The sequence below is a fragment of the Aestuariibaculum lutulentum genome, assembly GCF_032926325.1.
Lineage (GTDB): Bacteria > Bacteroidota > Bacteroidia > Flavobacteriales > Flavobacteriaceae > Aestuariibaculum > Aestuariibaculum lutulentum.
The window spans coordinates 3,330,207-3,349,380 of record NZ_CP136709.1; the positions used below are offsets into that span (position 1 = coordinate 3,330,207).

The following is a 19,174-nucleotide window of genomic DNA, read 5'->3' on the forward strand; positions in this document are numbered from 1 at the left end:
TATATTTAGTTTAAATTAATCCGTTATATTTTCTTAAAAACCACTCTAGACTTAGGCTCAGAGCGATTATGGCCAGCAAATATTTCCAATCTATTAAAGGTAAGCTATTTTTATGGCTTTTCTGAATTGTGCTAAAACGATTGTCATTAAGCAAATCATCAATTAAAGCATCTGTATTATCAATAAAATATGCCTTTCCTGAACTATTAGACGCCAGTTGTTCAAGCTTTGTTACATTAGCATTTAAGAATTGTTGCTCTACATTATATTCAAGAATAGTAAAACTACCGGTTTTTGAAATATTAGCTTCTTCAGCATGAACCTTAAAATCATACTCCGAAGGTGATAAACTACTTAAATCTACCTCGTAATTATTATTTTTTAGAATGAGTGGAAATGTTTTAGATTCTTTCGATATTTTATCTGCTACGGTAATATTAAGAGTTTCCCGTTCATTAAAAATATAGTTCTTGTCAAAATATTGCGCTGTTACAATAACGTTTCCGGAGCCATTGTAAAACGATTGATAATCGACATTCAGTCTGCTTTTTAATTTATTTGAAGCTAAATACTGAATTAATTTATTGAAGAAATTATCAAATCCGTGAAACGATTTGGTTTCCACATAACTTTGCGATCGCCATTGCCAGATGTTTTCACCTAACAACAACGCTTCCCTTCTACCTTGAGTTTCAAAAGTTCCAAGTAAAGGCTCTCCAACATCTATTCCGTTTAGCGTTTTATGCAGAATCGTTTCAAAAGGCACCAAGGCAATCAACGAACTGTAATATGAATGTAATGGAGGGAAGGATTCAAAATCGATATCATCAACAAAAAATGGCGTGTAATTTTTCTCTAAAGCTGCCTGATAATTTTCTGTGTTATAGGTAATTTCGAACTCATAACTTTTATTGATATTATTTAAGAATTCAATGTCTGTTTTTGGCCCTACGATAATAAATCTGTTTTTGTTTTCATTGTCTAATTGCTCAAACAATGCTTTAAACTTATCATTTGGCTGATACAATACAATTAATTGAAAATCATTTATTTGATTTAATATTGACTTTGAATTAAAAAAGCTAACAGAACGTTGTTCGTTACTTTCAATACTCTTTTTTAAAGCACCTAAATCCGGATGAATAATATCGCTAACAATAGCCACTTTTGTTTTTTGATCAATAACTTCTACTGCAAAATTTTTAGAGTTATTTAGGGTGTTTTTTTCTGAATTTAAAGGCGACAGTGTCGCTTTGTACACCTGCACACCCACCTGATTTGCAGGTAGAGTAAAATTGATGATTTTTGAATTGTTTTCCTTTGAGAAATTTACAGCTTCAGAATAAATTATAGAATTCCCTATTGTTACTGTAAATTGGGATTTTACTGAACCTATTCCGTTGTAAACTAAAATGGTTTCAACAGGAAATTTATTTTTTAAATATGCGTATTTATTAACGTTAAGCTGCTGAATTTTCAAATCAACATAACTAATTGTATCACCTAAAATAACAGGATATACAGGTTGTTTATAATCGAGATAAGCAAACTCATAATTATTACCGTAGGTTTGATTACCATCGGTTATAAGCACTGTAGGCGATGTACTTTGCTTGTATATTTGCGTTAATTGAGAAAACGCCTGATTGACATTTGTCTCTTGTTCTGTAAAGGAAAGCGAATCAAAAGGTTTTAAAGTATTTCCAAAAGTATAAATACTTAAATTGAATTTATCCTGTAATTCCTTATTAGTCCTTAATTGATTTAATAATGTGTTGGCTTCTGTGTCATGACCTAAATACTTTATTGAAGATGAATTATCTACGGCTAAGACCAAATTTGGCTTTTCTACAGATAAAACAACTTGCTCAAATTTAGGGTTGATTAACAATAAAATAACTGAGAAAATTGTGATAAAACGCAGAAACAAAAAAAGCATGCTTAATTTAGACATGCCTTTTTTGTTTTTATAATACTGAAATCCCGCTATTAATAAAGCAGTTATTCCAGAAATTATGATGTATACCAGAGTTTCAGAACTCATTAATTTACATAAAGTTTAAAAGTGAGATTTCCGCTTTCGCAGAAATTGAAAATTAGGTTAACATTCCACCGTCAACGTTTAATGTTTGCCCTGTTACGTATGCACTCATATCACTTGCTAAGAATACACATACGTTAGCAACATCTTCAGGAGTGCCTCCTCGTTTTAACGGAATACCAGCTCTCCATCCTTTAACCACTTCTTCATCTAATTTAGCTGTCATTTCAGTTTCAATGAAACCTGGAGCAACTACGTTACTACGAATGTTACGAGAACCTAACTCTAAAGCAACAGACTTAGAGAATCCGATAATACCAGCTTTAGAAGCCGCATAGTTTGTTTGACCAGCATTTCCTTTAACACCAACAACAGAACTCATGTTAATAATAGAACCTGCACGTTGCTTTAACATGGTGCGTTGCACTGCTTTAGTCATGTTGAAAACCGACTTTAAGTTCACTTCAATAACGGTGTCGAAATCTTCTTCAGAGATACGCATTAATAAGTTGTCTTTAGTGATACCTGCATTATTTACTAATACATCGATACTACCAAATTCGGCAACAACATCGTCAGCTAATTTTTGAGCTTCATCAAAACTTGCTGCGTTACTTTTATACCCTTTAGCTTTTACTCCTAAAGCGATTAATTCTTTTTCAAGCTCGTTAGCAGCTTCAACAGAGGAACTATATGTAAACGCTACATTAGCACCTTGAGCAGCAAAAACTTGTGCAATACCTCTTCCAATACCTCTACTTGCTCCTGTGATAATGGCGGTTTTACCTTCTAATAATTTCATGTGTAATATTTATTGTTTTTTAATAGTCACATGCAACACCAAACTTAACATTGCTTAATATTGTTAAATCAAAATGTTAGGTGTTTCATTGTGATTACTTTAATTTTATTTGAACATAGCTCTATTAAAAAGAGTCATGTACATGGTTGGAAATTTTTCCTTATTTCAAATATAACAAATACAAATTGCAACAAATAAAAAACCTCACAAATTATTGCGAGGTTTTTCAGATATGTTTAGAGAGATTATCCTAAAACTTCAGCAACTTTCTTACCGATTTCAGCTGGAGAATCCACCACGTGAATTCCGCATTCTCTCATAATTTTCTTTTTAGCCTGAGCAGTATCATCACTACCACCTACAATTGCACCTGCGTGCCCCATTGTACGTCCTGCCGGAGCAGTTTCACCAGCGATGAAACCGATGATAGGTTTTTTACTTCCGCTAGCTTTGTACCATTGTGCAGCATCAGCTTCTAACTGACCACCAATCTCACCAATCATAACTACAGCTTCTGTAGCAGGATCGTTGATTAATAACTCAACAGCTTCTTTAGTAGTTGTTCCAATAATTGGATCTCCACCAATACCAATTGCAGTAGTAATACCTAAACCTTGTTTTCCAACTTGGTCTGCAGCTTCATAAGTTAATGTACCAGATTTAGAAACAATACCTACTTTACCTTGCTTAAATACAAATCCTGGCATGATACCAACTTTAGCTTCCCCCGGAGTAATTACACCTGGACAGTTAGGACCAATTAAACGACAGTCTTTATCTTTAATGTAATCTGAAGCAATAATCATATCTGCAACAGGAATACCTTCAGTAATTGTAATAATTACTTTAATACCTGCATCAGCAGCTTCCATAATCGCATCAGCAGCAAAAGCTGGCGGTACAAAAATAATAGTAGTATCGGCACCTACTTGCTCTACAGCGTCTTTAACTGTATTAAAAACAGGTTTATCTAAGTGAGTTTGTCCTCCTTTTCCTGGAGTAACACCACCTACTACGTTTGTTCCGTATTCAATCATTTGGCTAGCGTGGAAAGTACCTTCACTTCCAGTAAACCCTTGAACTATTATTTTTGAATCTTTGTTTACTAAAACACTCATTTTTTATTATTATTTTGAATAAAGCTGCACAAAAATACTTTTTTTGAATATACTTTGGGCAGCATTTTTAATTTATTTTTTAGATTTTAATTCTTCTAAAATTTTAGGAATTTGTTTCACTAAAGCTAAGCCTTTTAAGTGTTCTTTGGCTTCCTGAGCAGGTGTTCCCCAATAGGTTGTATGTCCTGCTAACGATTTACTAATACCGGCTTGAGCGTGCACTACAGCTTTAGTTCCTATAGTTATTCCGCTGGCACAACCAACCTGTCCCCAAATAGTAACTTCATCTTCAATAACCACGCATCCAGCAATACCAGCCTGTGACGCGATTAAGCATTTTTTACCAACTACGGTATCATGACCTATTTGAATAAGATTATCAAGTTTAGAACCTTCACCAATAATAGTATCTCCTGTAACTCCTCTGTCAATTGTACAAGAAGCTCCGATATCAACATTATCTTTGATAACCACACGCCCACTAGATTTTAATCGATCGAAACCTTCTGGACGTTTCTTATAATAAAAGGCATTAGCTCCTAAAACGGTATTAGCATGAATAGTTACGTTATCACCAATAATTGCGTCGTCATAAATACTAACATTAGAATGAATCACACAATTTTTACCAATAACAACATTATGCCCAATAAAACAATTAGGTTGTATAACAGTTCCCTCTCCTATTTGAGCTGAATCCGAAACCTGAGCATTAGCCTGTTTAAAAGGCTTAAAATGATTGGTAAGCTTATTAAAATCTCTAAAAGGGTCATCACTTACCAACAAAGCTTTGCCTTCAGGACATTCAACTTCTTTGTTAATTAAAACAATAGTTGCAGCTGAATTTAAAGCTTTATCGTAATATTTTGGATGATCGACAAATACAATATCGCCAGGCTCGACAACATGTATTTCGTTCATTCCTAAAACCGGAAAATCGTCACCCCCAACAAATTCACAATCGATTAATTGAGCAATTTGTTTTAAAGTATGTGGTTTTGGAAATTTCAACTGAAATTATTCTTTAACGCGTTCTTTATAAGTTCCTTTTTCAGTTTCAACTTTAATTTTATCACCTTCGTTGATGAATAAGGGTACGTTTACAATCGCTCCAGTTTCAACAGTAGCAGGCTTTGTTGCGTTAGTTGCAGTATTTCCTTTAACTCCAGGCTCAGTTGCAACAACTTCTAAAACAACACTTGCAGGCATCTCTACAGAAAGCGGCATGTTATCTTCAGCGTTAATCATAACCGTAACTACTTCTCCCTCTTTCATTAAACCTGGGTTATCTAAAGCAGCCTCAGATAATTGAATTTGAGAATAATCTTCTGTATTCATAAAGTGGTAATACTCACCATCGTTGTATAAAAACTGGAATTTGTGAGTTTCAACACGAACATCTTCTAATTTATGTCCTGCTGAAAAGGTATTATCTAATACTTTTCCTGTTGTTACACTTTTTAATTTTGTTCTTACGAAAGCAGGTCCTTTTCCTGGCTTTACGTGTAAAAACTCTATAATTTTATAGATATCGTTATTGAATCTTAAACATAATCCGTTTCTAATATCGCTCGTTGTAACTGCCATAATTTATGTATCTAAAATTGTATTTTTATTTTTTTTAATTTGATTTAAAGTATCCTTTCATAATACCACGCTGAGAATCCTTAATAAACTGAAGGATTTCATCACGCTCCGGTGTTGCCTCCATTTCAGCTTCAATAATTTCTGCAGCTTGAGTATTGTTATAATTCTTTTGATAAAGGATTCTGTAAATATCTTGTATCTCTCTGATTTTTTCCGTTGAAAAACCACGACGTCTTAACCCTACCGAGTTAATCCCAACATATGATAACGGCTCTCTTGCTGCTTTAACAAACGGTGGCACGTCTTTACGTACTAATGACCCTCCGGTCACAAAGGCGTGATTACCAATAGAAACAAATTGATGCACCGCAGCCATACCTGCTAACACCACATAATTCCCAACGGTTATATGTCCTGCCAAGGTACTGTTATTAGAAAATATACAGTTATCTCCTACAACACAATCATGAGCGATATGGCAATAAGCCATGATTAAACAATTGTTCCCGATTACGGTTTTCATTCTATCTGTAGTTCCACGGTTAATAGTAACACATTCTCTAATGGTTACGTTATCACCGATTTCTACAGTAGTTTCTTCGTCGTTATATTTTAAATCTTGTGGAACTGCTGAAATAACCGCACCAGGAAAGATGTTACAATTTTTTCCGATGCGTGCACCTTCCATAATAGTCACATTACTTCCTATCCAGGTTCCTTCACCTATAACTACATTGTTATGGATAGTTGTAAACGGCTCGATTACAACATTTTTTGCGATTTTAGCTCCTGGATGAACGTATGCAAGAGGTTGATTCATTTGTTTAGTTTTGTCTTTAAAAGTTTATTTTCCTCAATAATCGAGATTTATTGCTTCGATGCTTTTATCGAAATCAATCTTTAAGCCTTTTATTTAAGCTTATTATTTTTAATCGTTTTTCACCTTTGAAATTTGCGCCATAAGCTCTGCTTCAGCACATAATTTTCCGTTAGCATACGCATATCCCTGCATATGGCAAATACCTCTTCTAATAGGTGTTATTAACGTACATTTAAATATTAACGTATCTCCTGGAGATACTTTTTGTTTGAATTTAACATTATCCATTTTCATGAAGAATGTTAAATAATTTTCAGGATCCGGAACTGTACTTAAAACTAAAATACCTCCTGTCTGGGCCATAGCTTCTACAATTAAAACACCTGGCATAACAGGTGCTCCCGGGAAATGACCTCTGAAGAAATCCTCATTCATAGTCACATTCTTTGTAGCTGTTACGTGCTGGTCACTAAGTTCGAAAACTTTATCGATTAATAAGAACGGCTGTCTGTGAGGTAACATAGCCATAATCTGAGTCACATCCATTAATGGAGGCTGATTTAAATCGATATTTGGTACATTATTACGACGCTCGTTTTTAATTATTTTAGATAATTTTTTAGCGAATTGTGTATTAATATAGTGTCCTGGTTTGTTAGCAATAACCTTACCTCTAATTTTAGTTCCTACTAAAGCTAAATCACCAACAACATCTAACAGTTTGTGTCTGGCTGCTTCATTTGGATGATGCAAAGTTAAATTGTCTAAAATACCATTTGGTTTAACCGCAATAGCATCTTTCTTGAATGCTACTTTCAATTTCTCCATTGTTTCAGGAGATAAAGGTTTGTCTACGTAAACAATAGCATTGTTTAAATCCCCCCCTTTAATTAAACCATGCTCTAAAAGCATTTCTATTTCGTGTAAAAAACTAAATGTTCTCGACGTAGATATTTCCTCTTTAAAATCAGACATCTGATTTAAAGTGGCATTTTGAGTTCCTAAAACTTTAGTGCCGAAATCTACCATAGTAGTAATTTGATACTGATTTGCCGGCATAACAAGAATTTCGCTTCCTGAATCTTCATCGGTATAAGCAACAATGTCGGTCACCACAAACTCTTCACGAAAAACATCTTGCTCTACAATACCTGCTTTTTCGATAGCTTCAACAAAAAACTTTGAAGACCCATCCATAATAGGAGGTTCTGAAGCATTTAATTCTAAAATAACGTTATCGATATCTAAACCAATTAACGCTGCAAGTACATGCTCTGAAGTTTGAATAGTAACTCCGTTTTTTTCTAAACATGTCCCTCTTTGGGTGTTTGTAACATAATTTGCATCAGCTTCAATAACAGGCGCACCCTCTAAATCCACTCGCTTAAATGCTAATCCGGTATTAGCAGGAGCTGGTTTAAAAGTTAAGGTAACGTCTTTACCTGTATGTAAACCAACACCAGTTAAAGAAATTTCTTTCTCTATAGTTTTTTGCTTCGTTTCAGTAACTACTATTCCCATTTATTTTTTTCTAAATCATTAATGTTTTTAACAATCTTAGGTAGGTTCTTAAAGTGAACGTACGATTTATTATAATCACTAAGTGTTATCGCAGGAGACCCTTGTAACACTTCGTTATCTTTTACTTTTCTGGCAATTCCAGATTGCGCCTGAACTTTCACATTATTACCAATAATAATATGTCCGGCAATACCAACCTGACCTCCAATTACACAGTTTTCACCAATTTTGGTCGATCCTGCTATTCCGGTTTGTGCAGCAATAACGGTGTTTTTTCCAATCTCGACATTATGAGCAATCTGAATCTGATTGTCTAGCTTAACTCCCGTTCTAATTATGGTTGAACCTAGAGTTGCTCTATCTATTGTGGTGGCCGCACCAACATCTACATAATCTTCAATAATTACATTTCCTGTCTGCGGTACTTTGTTGTATCCCCCCTCTTCATTAGGTGCATAACCAAATCCATCAGCACCAATAATAGAACCTGAATTGATCACACAATTCTTACCAATAACAGTTTCTGAATATATTTTTGCTCCTGAGAAAATAATGGTATTATCTCCTATAACGGAATTATCCCCTATGTATGAATTAGGGAAAATCTTAACATTATTCCCAATAGTGACATTTTCACCTATATATGAAAATGCTCCTACATAAATATTATCTCCATAACTTGAAGATTCAGCTATAAATGAAGGTTGTTCAATACCAGTTTTATTAAGTTTTACAGAATTGTAATATTCGAGAATTTTTGAAAATGCAAGATAAGCATCATCAACTTTTATTAACGTCGTATTAATTTCTTCCTCAGGCTCAAAAGTTTTATTAACTATGGTGATTGAAGCCTTTGTGGTGTAGATATAGTGTTTGTATTTTGGATTCGCTAAAAACGTTAAAGAGCCTTCGGTTCCTTCCTCTATTTTAGAAAGTTTAGACACTTCAGCATCAGGATTTCCAACGACATCACCCATTAAAATCCCTGCTATTTGTTCTGCTGTAAATTTCACACTTTAGAGTTTGATGATTAAATATATTGGGCAAAAATAGGAAAAATGTCCTAAAGTTTTTCATCTCTACCCGCTTATTGTTTTAAAGATTAACGTCACTTTTCAACGCCATATAGCCTAAGTTGTTTGTTTTGGGTAACATATATAATATTTTGTTACCGGTTTTGATAAGGCTTTTATGTTTAAATGATCCGACGCCTTAACCACATCCTGAATTTTACCCGATTTATGTAAAATATTTATACTCTTTTTTTTAAGCTGATAAGCCTGATTTGAAATATCTCCAGTAAAAACAAAATAAGACGCCTCTTCTCTACCTATATTATATTTAGCCATTAATTCCTCTAAAAACCTTTCCAGACTTTCAGGTTTTATGGGTTTCTTTTTCAATTTTATGGTTAAAAGATTCCTATTGATAATCATTTCACATAAATGACTCAATACAAAATCATTTTCAAACTGCCATTCCTTCATGGCGCTTATCACGTCATAATCGTCTAATTGTGCAAAAACATTAAGTGTGTTTTCATTAAAATCTTCAAGTTTAATTTTATTCTCCAAGAAATAGATTAAAGCCTTACTTGCAGTTAATTTATAACCTTCACTATATAACTCTTTAGCACGTTGCAGTACCCTTATCAATAATTGTTCGGCAACCAATCCTGTTTTATGAAGATACACCTGCCAGTACATTAACCGTCTGGCTACAATAAACTTTTCTACACTATAAATACCCTTCTCTTCAACAACCAAATTATCATCAACTACGTTGAGCATCGTAATTAAACGCTCGCTATTCACATTACCTTCAGCAACACCTGTGTAAAAACTATCCCGTTTTAAATAATCGGCACGATCAATATCAAATTGACCAGAGATTAACTGACACATAAAAGCTCGCGGGTATTCTCCTTTAAAAATCTCAATTGCTAACGTTAAACTTCCGTTAAATTCCTCGTTTAAACGTTCCATGAAAAGCAATGAAAGTTGCTCATGAGACACGCCATTCACAATGCTATGTTCCATGGCGTGCGAAAATGGCCCATGACCAATATCATGCAATAAAATTGCTATATAGAGTCCGTTTTCTTCTTCTTCCGATATTGTAACTCCTTTAAAACGAAGCACATTAACCGCTTGCTGCATTAAATGCACGCAGCCAATAGCATGATGAAAACGCGTGTGATGCGCTCCCGGATAAACCGTATAAGACATCCCCATTTGGGTTATTCTACGTAAACGCTGAAAATATTTATGCTGAATTAAATCGAATATTAGAGAATTCGGAATAGTAATAAATCCGTAAATTGGGTCGTTTAATATTTTAAGTTTGTTCAAACTTTAATCATTAAGGTTAATACTAACAAATATAAATATATAGACAGTCTGAACAAAAGACATTTATAAAACAAATTGAAATAAATTAATTATTAAACATATTTAAATGGGTGCAATACAAATACTTTGGGTAGATGATGAAATTGACTTACTAAAACCACATATTTTATTTTTAGAGCAACGCAATTACAATGTAACCACCTGCAAAAGCGGTACTGAAGCCATCGATGTTTTAGAAAATGAAAAATTTGATATTGTATTTTTAGATGAAAATATGCCTGGACTTACAGGTCTTGAAACCTTAAATGAGTTAAAAGCCAAGCAAGACAATCTTCCTGTTGTTATGATTACAAAAAGTGAGGAAGAATATATTATGGAAGAAGCTATTGGCAGTAAAATAGCCGACTACCTCATAAAGCCAGTAAATCCGAATCAAATATTATTAAGTCTGAAAAAAAACTTAGACCATTCCAGATTGGTTTCTGAAAAAACAACATCAAGCTACCAGCAAGAATTTAGAAAAATAACCATGGATTTAGCCATGGTAAATTCTTATGAAGAATGGGTAAGTTTATATCAAAAATTACTGTATTGGGAGATTCAATTAGAAAATATTGAAGACCCGAGTATGTTTGAAATTCTGGAATCTCAAAAAACAGAAGCTAATATTCAATTCGGAAAATTTATTGAGAAAAATTATGCCGATTGGTTCAGCCCTCACACCGAGGCACCGGTTATGTCCCACACTTTATTCAGAGAAAAAATTGTTCCGGAACTCAGCAAAGACCAACCAACACTATTAGTTGTAGTTGATAACTTACGCTATGATCAATGGAAAGTTTTCGAGCCTATTGTTAACAATCATTATAAAAAGAATCATGAAGAAGCTTTTTTTAGCATATTACCAACAGCAACTCAATATGCCAGAAATGCTATTTTTTCCGGGCTAATGCCAGGCGACATGGAAAAACTATATCCTCAGTACTGGAAAAACGACACTGACGAGGGAGGCAAAAATCTACACGAGGAGGATTTTTTGCAAGCACAAATGAAGCGCTTAAACCTGAGTCACTTAACTTGCGAATTTCATAAAATCACTAATCTTAAAACAGGGAAAAAGCTAGTCGATAATTTTAAATCTCTTAAAAACAACGATCTCACAGTAGTCGTTTATAATTTTGTTGATATGCTTTCTCATGCTAAAACAGAAATGGAAGTTGTAAAGGAATTAGCTTCCAACGATAGGGCTTACAGATCTTTAACCTTAAGCTGGTTTAAAAATTCACCTCTTTTAGAGATGATTCAACAAGCCCAGCAATTAGGTTTTAAATTAATCATCACTACAGATCACGGCACTATTAATGTAAAAAACCCATCTAAAGTTATTGGAGATAGAGATACTAGTTTAAATTTGCGCTATAAAACCGGTAGAAGCCTAACATATGAAGAAAAAGAAGTACTTGTATTTAAAGACCCGAAAGAAGTGCATTTACCTTCAATAAACATGAGTAGTTCTTATATTTTCGCGAAAAGTGATTCATTCTTTGCATATCCTAATAACTATAACCACTATGTTAGTTATTACCGAAACACCTATCAACATGGTGGTGTTTCGCTAGAAGAGATGATTATTCCTTTTTCCGTTTTTCTACCAAAATAATCTATAAAATACATAAAAATCCGATAAAAAGATAAAATGATTAGCAATTTTCGTATATAATTTGTAATATTGTTTTTAAATTTGATTGAATTGGAAATAAATTATAATCTTGATCAACTTGATGATGTTGCTGAGCAAATCATCAAAAACCTAAAAACCAAGACATTATTATTTCATGGTAATATGGGCGCTGGAAAAACAACACTAATTAAGGCTTTAATTAAAGCTTTAGGAAGTCATGACGAAGTGAGCAGCCCTACCTTTTCAATAGTTAATGAATATGAATTGACAAATGACAAAATTTATCATTTCGATTTATATAGAATTAAAGATATCGAAGAGGCTTATAATTTTGGCATAGAAGATTATTTAGATTCCGGATACTGGAATTTAATTGAGTGGCCAGATGTCATAGATGATTTATTGCCAAATAAATTTGACATCATATCAATTGATATAAAAGAAGCTAATAATAGATTATTAGTTTTAAAATAGTAATTAATAACGTTTAAGTTACATGATATAAAAACACATTTGCTCCGAAATTTGAAGTTTTACGGCAAACCCGTAACAAAAAAAACAAAAACATTGGTTTTTAACATTTTTTTAACATTTTAAGAAAAACTTCAAATCAGCCTTTAGTTACATTTGGGTAATTAATTAATTAAATCCCTTAAAAAATGAAAACTAAAAAGTATGTAATCGCATTAGCGATATTCGGAGGAATGTTGTTCACAGCTTATGCAGCTAGCACAGTTAATCAAAATGAGCAACAAACAGCAAAAATTGAAAGATCAGCGATCAGAATTCCATCGGCTGGATAGGAAAAGTTTAATCATAGGGAGTATCATTGCAACACTTATAGCAATGACTCCCTATTTCTTTTACTTATACGAAAGTGTTCCAAACATACCCGTTTGGAACACTTTTTTATTTACTTATGATAGTAAATATTACGGTAGTGTCTTAACTGTTGCCTGGACTTTAACAGGAAAAATAATCCCATTGTTTTTATTGTTTATCTGGTTTTTCACTTGTCGCCACTGGTGGTATCACGTATTATTGGTACCTATTGCTATGTATGCCTATCAAATTTTCATAACATTAAATGATGATTTAAATTATGTTGATTCTAATCAATTAATCTACTTAATACCTATAATGGCAATAATAGTTCCGTCTATTTATTTGATTAGAGCTCAAATTTTCAACAAAATAAATACAGCTAGTAAAACTTTAGAAGAATTAGAAGACGAATTTAAAATGACACCTAAAAACTTCTGGGATAGGCTTAGGAATTATTTTTAACGATTTAAGTTATCATTTTCTAATCGATCTCGTTCTTCTAAGTCAATTTCTTTCTTATTTGAAGATAACTTATAATTACCAAATTTATAATTAAAGCCAAAAATAAACATTCTGTTTTCCATTCTGGACTTCATGTATAAATCTTGGTTAGCATAATTATTTGTCATATCAAAATTTTGAGTATTAAAAGCATCTGTAACACCAATACTTAACGAAGCTCTATTACTCCAAAAAGATTTTCTTAAACTCACATCAAGTCCATGACGCGTACTATACACTGAAGGCCCATCAACTATTGCAGAAATATAATTATAGGATATATCAGCAGTTAAACTTTTGTCTTGTAAAAAAGAAAAATAGTTAATAATCTGACCGTAAACAGACCATTTATCATTTGTGTATAGTTGATTTTCATTCAACCCTCCATAGTACTTTCCTTCGTAATAAAACAAAGAAGACAATACATACAAATTCCAGTTCGTGACAATGTTGGTATACGTCATAAAATCCAATCCATAAGATATATTTCTATCAATATTTGTATTTATATATCTAACCTTATTGTTTTCATTATCCTGCTGGAATAATTGTAACGACGGATTGTTTTCGTTTCTGTAATAAACCTCAAATGTATAGGTGCTTTTTAAAGTATAGCCTAAAGTAAAAACATCATCAATTTGTGGTTGTAAATTCGGGTTTCCAACGATATAGGTGTTATCGTTTAAGTAATATTTAAATGGATTTAAATCATTATATCTTGGTCTTGATATTCGTTTATTATAACTAAAGTAAATCTGATTATTATCATTAATTTGATTAGATAAATAAAATGAAGGAAAGAATTTAGTATAATCTATTTTATTCGAACTTGCCGCTAACAATAACTCCCCGATCAAGCTGGTGTGCTCAACTCGCAATCCTGTTTTAAAACTCCATTTATCCCAGTCTTTAGCAAAACTTGAATAAACAGCATAATTTTTTTCTCCATAAAGAAAGGTGTCTTCCTCGTCAATATCTTCCGATATCTGACCATTATTGAAAACAAACTGATTAATAAAACTTTCTGAATCAATATCAGAAACCTTAATACCTGCTTCGATTTGAATGTTATGATTTAAAGGTAATTGATAATCTAATTGCCCAGTATATAATTGTGTCTTTTGATTTGCATTCGTTTGAAACACATTTTCTCTAAACGAGATGTTTTCATTTGGCAAATAATATTTTGTGTTTACATTTTGTAAACTTGTAAAATCATAATTTGTATGATGAAAATTTACAGATAACTTTTCTCCTTCTTTTTTAAAATCATGAACAAAATCAAGATTAAAAGCCAAATTATTGGTTTTAAGATTAGCCCTATTAGTTGTGTCAAATAAAGAATCTAAAACATAATTCACACTAAACATTTCGGTAGTTGAATTTATATCTGTATTTGTGTTTTTTTCTGGGGCAATTAAAATACTGGAAGAAAAACTTAAAGTGTTATTCTCATTTAACTCATAATCTATATTAGCGTTTAAATTATGATTAAGAGTTTCTTTAGTGCGTTTAAAATCTGTTTCCCAAATAGCTGATGTTTCGTTTAATTCATCTTTGAAATTTACAATTTCATTATTATGTCTGTAATCTTTTTTTGGATTTCCACTATAGTTTAAATACCCATTTAATTTATCAGCTTTAAAAAAGTGACTTGTTCCTAAAGAATACTTCGGGTATTTATAACCTTGCTTGTAATTCCCATAAACACTACCATTATACCCTGCTACAATATTTTTACTAGTTACAATATTTATTACAGCATTTCCTTCTGCATCGTATCTTGCTGGAGGATTAGTTATAACCTCAATTGATTTCAAGTTTTGAGCTGTAGTGCCTTCTAAGAGTTGCTGAATTTCATTAGAAGACAAATAAACCCGTTTATCATTTAAGTAAATTATCGGCTCACCGTTTTTTACAGTAATCTTATTATCTGCCACCATTACACCTGGTGTATTCTTTAAAACATCTAAAACATTATAATTTGACAATGTAGAATTTTCAACATCAAAAACAACACGGTCAATCAATCGTTTTACAGTGGGTCTTTTAGCGGTAACCAAAATTCCTTCTAATGCCTCAGCCTTTTCACTTAAAACAATATTGTTAAATGCTATATTTTTGTACAACTCAAAAGTCAAACTATAATCTTCAAAACCTAAATACGAAATCTTAAGAATATAAGTTCCCTCTTGAATGTTTTCAAATTTAAAATCACCTGTATCATCTGTTGTTGTTCCGCTTTTGACTTCAGAATCGCTATCCATTAAAATAACATTAGAAAAAGCAACCGAGATTTTATTTTCATCTACTACATGTCCGGAAATAGTGTAGTTTTGCGTCAAAGCAAACAAAGGAAAGAAGCATATAAAAAGTAGTGGTAGTTTTTTTAACATAGAGCGATTTCTACATACAAACATAAAATAATTTATTTAAAATATTTTGAGGGAAATCCATAAAAGCCAAAACTTTATTTGTTAACCTGTAAAATATCAGACGAATAACATATTAAGGATAGAAATCGAAAAATTTCCTTTTTACTTAAATGTGCTAACTAAATAATTTGTAATTTAACTTTTTGATATCAACCAAGCATAAAGCATGTCTAAACAATTATCTCCTTTCACAAAACAACAACTCTTACCCCAAGAGGAAACACTGGAAATTTTTAAACGAAAAGGTGAGCTTTTTATAGGGATCCCAAAAGAAACAGCTTTTCAAGAAAGCCGTATTTGCTTAACACCTGATGCTGTTTTTGCTATTGTTAGTAATGGTCACCGTGTTCTTTTAGAGTCAGGAGCTGGAGATGGTGCAAATTTTAGTGATAAAGAGTATAGTGAAGCTGGGGCTGAAATCACAAAAGACACGGCTAAAGTTTTTGCTTGCCCGATGATTTTAAAAGTTGAACCACCAAGCTTAGAACAAATTAAAATGATGAATCCACAAACGATTCTCATTTCAGCATTACAACTTAAAACACAATCTAAAAAATATTTCGAAGCCCTTGCAGCTAAACGCATTACAGCCTTGGCTTTTGAATTTATTCGTGATACTGACGGCAACTACCCTGCTGTTAAATCGCAGAGTGAAATTGCAGGGACAGCTGCGGTTTTAATTGCTTCAGAACTTTTAACAGACGCTAAAAGCGGAAACGGACGTATGTTTGGCAATATCAGTGGTGTACCTCCATTAGAAGTCGTTATACTTGGAGCAGGGACCGTTGGTGAATTTGCTGCACGAAGTTCCATTGGTTTAGGTGCAAGTGTAAAGATTTTCGATAATTCAATTACCAAGTTAAGACGTATTCAAACACATTTAGGTCGTCCATTATATACTTCCACCATACAACCTAAAATATTAACGAAAGCTCTTAAGCGCTGTGATGTGGTTATTGGTGCGATTCGAGGAAATAACCGCTCCCCTATTATTGTTACCGAAAACATGGTTCAAGTCATGAAGAAAGGCAGTATCATTATTGACGTTAGTATTGATATGGGTGGTTGCTTTGAGACCAGTGAAGTCACTTCTCACAAACAACCTACATTTTTAAAGCATGATGTTGTACACTATTGCGTGCCTAACATTCCAGCAAGATATTCCAGAACATCATCATTATCAATCAGTAACATTTTTACACCATATCTCTTAAAGATTGCTGAAGATGGTGGCGTTGAAAATTCTATAAGATTTGACAAAGGTTTAAAAAATGGGTTGTACTTTTACCACGGAATTTTAACAAACAAATCGGTTGGTGAATGGTTTAACCTTAATTACAGCGACATTAATTTAATTATATTTTAATCTCATCCTGTTTTAATTTAAGCCAACCATAATTTTTATACATGAAATTAATTCAACGTATTGGGTATTATCTTGGCGGATTTTCATTCGGTTTAATCATTTTGGCATTCTTTTTAAACGGAAAAAAAGTATCATGCAGTTACGGGCCAGATGCCAGAGTGCTTAAAAATATAAGAGAAAAGCAAATTGTTTATCCTTCAGAATTATCGGACACTATTATGGTGAATTATATCTTAAAAAAAGGTGATGTTAATTTCTCTGAAAGTGATGTACACAAAAAACCCTGCGGAGTTTATGTTGTTGAAGGGGAATATGAAGAAAAAAATATTTTATTAACGATTGAAAACTGCGATAGTATTGCAACCATAAGCAATATTGCATACAAATAAAATGAGGCATGGTAATAAAACGAGTGTTTGATATTGTTTTTTCTTTTTTATCGCTCGTTTTATTTACTCCTTTGCTCCTATTATTAGCTCTTCTCATAAGACTAGATTCAAAAGGCCCCGTTATTTTTAAACAATCGCGTGTCGGTAAAATGAATAAAGATTTCAATATCTTTAAGTTTCGTACTATGATTGTTAATTCTGAAGATAAAAACCTTCTTACCTTAGGGAACAATGATAAAAGAATAACGAAACTAGGCTATTTTTTACGCAAATATAAATTAGACGAACTCCCTCAGCTAATCAACGTTTTAATTGGAGACATGAGTTTTGTAGGCCCAAGACCTGAATTGCGACATTATGTTAACTTGTATTCTCAATCGGATTTAGAAGTATTAGCCGTTAAACCAGGCGTTACAGGTTTGGCATCTATAAAATACAGGCATGAAGCAGAATTATTAAAATCAGCTGAAAACCCAGAAAAATTCTATATTCATTCTATCATGCCGGATAAATTAAAACTCAACAAAGAATATATTAAAAAAAGAAGTTTATTGTTCGATATAAAATTATTATTACAAACTTTTACCAAGATTATCGTAGAATAAGAAATAACTTCTATTTGCACTAAATTTTTATTATTTCTACTTTGTAGCTACTTAAATTAAACCGAATGAACTACTCGATTGATTATTATATAGATCAACTTATTAACCATACCAATATATTTGATACTAATATTAATAATTTCAATGCGAATAAAACTTTCGATTTTTCTGAAGAAACCATCTTAATTACTGGTGCTGCAGGTACGATTGGCAAAGAACTATTTAATCAACTTATAAAATGTTCTTATAAAAAAATTATCCTGGTCGATATTGCAGAATCTGCTCTTCATAACCTTTCTATTGATTTTGAAACACAACTCACCAGTTCAGTAGTTTTTAAAATAACAAACATAAACGATAGAGCTTCGGTTGAATATTTATTTAAAACCTACAAACCAACCATTGTTTTTCATTGTGCTGCTTATAAGCATGTACCTCTAATGGAAACTCATCCTTACGAAGCCATAAAAACAAACATTTTAGCAACAAAGCAAATTTCAGATTTCGCTATTAACTATAATGTAAAGACCTTTGTTTTTATTTCTTCCGATAAAGCTGTTGAACCCACCAGTATTATGGGGATGACTAAAAATATTTCAGAACAGTATCTCAGACAAATTACTCCAAGTTCAAATATACAATTTATAATAACTCGGTTTGGAAATATATTAGGCTCGAACGGCTCTGTATTACCTGTCTTTTTAAGACAAATTGAGTTAAATTCAGCTCTAACAATTACTGATAATAGCATGACGCGCTACTTTATAGGAAAAGAAAAAGCATGTCAACTAATACTTGAATCTACTTGTCTTAAAAATAGTAAAAACAATACTTTAACATTTAAAACAAGTCAAGCCGTAAAGATTTTAGATTTAGCAAAAGCTATTATTTCAATTTCAAAAAGGAGTGATTTAAAAATTGAAGTTTCAGGTGTTCGTTCCGGAGAAAAAATGCTCGAAACTATGATAGCTGAAAGTGAATTACTAACTCCAACAAATCATCCCGAAATCTTTCAGATTGAACACAAAAAAAAGTCTACTAAACAAATAGTAGACTTTAAATCTTTGGAAAATATTTCTCCAGAATCATCAACTCAGGAAATTAAGTCGATTTTAAAAAAACTTCTTTAATA

The 19,174-nt window shown here is 32.5% G+C and carries 17 protein-coding genes; 7 read left to right on the top strand and 10 right to left on the bottom strand.

Annotation, left to right across the window (positions count from 1 at the left end; genetic code table 11):
* Positions 1-10: 10 nt before the first annotated feature.
* The 9 genes from R1X58_RS14140 to R1X58_RS14180 all read right to left on the bottom strand — a co-directional run bounded on the left by R1X58_RS14140 (position 11) and on the right by R1X58_RS14180 (position 10,240).
* Positions 11-2,044, bottom strand: coding sequence for a VWA domain-containing protein (locus R1X58_RS14140; RefSeq protein WP_240574985.1), 2,034 nt, complete (start codon positions 2,042-2,044; stop codon positions 11-13).
* A 52-nt stretch (positions 2,045-2,096) separates the two neighbouring features.
* Positions 2,097-2,843: a 3-oxoacyl-[acyl-carrier-protein] reductase gene (fabG, locus tag R1X58_RS14145; protein ID WP_240574986.1), complete on the bottom strand. Its 747-nt coding sequence runs from the start codon at positions 2,841-2,843 to the stop codon at positions 2,097-2,099.
* Positions 2,844-3,088: 245 nt separating this feature from the next.
* Entirely contained in the window at positions 3,089-3,961 is an 873-nt protein-coding gene (gene sucD / locus R1X58_RS14150) for a succinate--CoA ligase subunit alpha (protein WP_240574987.1), read from the bottom strand.
* 72 nt (positions 3,962-4,033) lie between these two features.
* Positions 4,034-4,972, bottom strand: a complete 939-nt coding sequence (locus R1X58_RS14155) for a UDP-3-O-(3-hydroxymyristoyl)glucosamine N-acyltransferase (protein ID WP_240574988.1) — start codon at positions 4,970-4,972, stop codon at positions 4,034-4,036.
* Between the two features lie 6 nt (positions 4,973-4,978).
* On the bottom strand, positions 4,979-5,548 hold the full coding sequence (gene efp / locus R1X58_RS14160; RefSeq protein ID WP_240574989.1) for an elongation factor P: 570 nt from the start codon (positions 5,546-5,548) through the stop codon (positions 4,979-4,981).
* 34 nt (positions 5,549-5,582) lie between these two features.
* Positions 5,583-6,368: an acyl-ACP--UDP-N-acetylglucosamine O-acyltransferase gene (gene lpxA, locus R1X58_RS14165; RefSeq protein WP_240574990.1), complete on the bottom strand. Its 786-nt coding sequence runs from the start codon at positions 6,366-6,368 to the stop codon at positions 5,583-5,585.
* A gap of 108 nt (positions 6,369-6,476) precedes the next feature.
* Positions 6,477-7,889: a bifunctional UDP-3-O-[3-hydroxymyristoyl] N-acetylglucosamine deacetylase/3-hydroxyacyl-ACP dehydratase gene (locus tag R1X58_RS14170; protein WP_240574991.1), complete on the bottom strand. Its 1,413-nt coding sequence runs from the start codon at positions 7,887-7,889 to the stop codon at positions 6,477-6,479.
* On the bottom strand, positions 7,880-8,902 hold the full coding sequence (gene lpxD / locus R1X58_RS14175) for a UDP-3-O-(3-hydroxymyristoyl)glucosamine N-acyltransferase (protein WP_240574992.1): 1,023 nt from the start codon (positions 8,900-8,902) through the stop codon (positions 7,880-7,882). The genes R1X58_RS14170 and lpxD overlap by 10 nt, the downstream gene beginning before the upstream one ends.
* Positions 8,903-9,019: 117 nt before the next feature.
* On the bottom strand, positions 9,020-10,240 hold the full coding sequence (locus R1X58_RS14180) for an HD domain-containing protein (protein ID WP_240574993.1): 1,221 nt from the start codon (positions 10,238-10,240) through the stop codon (positions 9,020-9,022).
* A gap of 106 nt (positions 10,241-10,346) precedes the next feature.
* Here R1X58_RS14180 and porX point away from each other — a divergent pair, with 106 nt between their 5' ends.
* From porX to R1X58_RS14195, 3 genes are all read left to right on the top strand, one after another.
* Positions 10,347-11,900 carry a T9SS response regulator signal transducer PorX gene (porX, locus tag R1X58_RS14185; RefSeq protein WP_240574994.1) on the top strand — a complete coding sequence of 518 codons (1,554 nt, stop codon included), beginning with the start codon at positions 10,347-10,349 and terminating at the stop codon, positions 11,898-11,900.
* 90 nt (positions 11,901-11,990) lie between these two features.
* Positions 11,991-12,395 carry a tRNA (adenosine(37)-N6)-threonylcarbamoyltransferase complex ATPase subunit type 1 TsaE gene (gene tsaE / locus R1X58_RS14190; protein WP_240574995.1) on the top strand — a complete coding sequence of 135 codons (405 nt, stop codon included), beginning with the start codon at positions 11,991-11,993 and terminating at the stop codon, positions 12,393-12,395.
* A 270-nt stretch (positions 12,396-12,665) separates the two neighbouring features.
* Positions 12,666-13,208 carry a hypothetical protein gene (locus tag R1X58_RS14195; RefSeq protein ID WP_240574996.1) on the top strand — a complete coding sequence of 181 codons (543 nt, stop codon included), beginning with the start codon at positions 12,666-12,668 and terminating at the stop codon, positions 13,206-13,208.
* On the opposite strand, the gene R1X58_RS14200 is transcribed toward R1X58_RS14195, so the two are convergent.
* A complete protein-coding gene (locus R1X58_RS14200) occupies positions 13,205-15,643 on the bottom strand; it encodes an outer membrane beta-barrel family protein (protein WP_240574997.1) in 2,439 nt (812 codons plus the stop codon). The two genes, R1X58_RS14195 and R1X58_RS14200, sit on opposite strands and share 4 nt — an antisense overlap.
* A 205-nt stretch (positions 15,644-15,848) precedes the next feature.
* Between R1X58_RS14200 and R1X58_RS14205 the strand changes: the two genes are divergently transcribed.
* The 4 genes from R1X58_RS14205 (at position 15,849) to R1X58_RS14220 (ending at position 19,172) form a co-directional block, all read left to right on the top strand.
* Positions 15,849-17,048 carry an alanine dehydrogenase gene (locus tag R1X58_RS14205; protein WP_240574998.1) on the top strand — a complete coding sequence of 400 codons (1,200 nt, stop codon included), beginning with the start codon at positions 15,849-15,851 and terminating at the stop codon, positions 17,046-17,048.
* A 41-nt stretch (positions 17,049-17,089) separates the two neighbouring features.
* Positions 17,090-17,437 carry a hypothetical protein gene (locus tag R1X58_RS14210; protein ID WP_240574999.1) on the top strand — a complete coding sequence of 116 codons (348 nt, stop codon included), beginning with the start codon at positions 17,090-17,092 and terminating at the stop codon, positions 17,435-17,437.
* 8 nt (positions 17,438-17,445) lie between these two features.
* Complete coding sequence (locus R1X58_RS14215) at positions 17,446-18,042, top strand: sugar transferase (protein WP_240575000.1); 597 nt, start codon at positions 17,446-17,448, stop codon at positions 18,040-18,042.
* Between the two features lie 65 nt (positions 18,043-18,107).
* Positions 18,108-19,172, top strand: coding sequence for a polysaccharide biosynthesis protein (locus R1X58_RS14220; RefSeq protein ID WP_240575001.1), 1,065 nt, complete (start codon positions 18,108-18,110; stop codon positions 19,170-19,172).
* Positions 19,173-19,174: the final 2 nt, after the last annotated feature.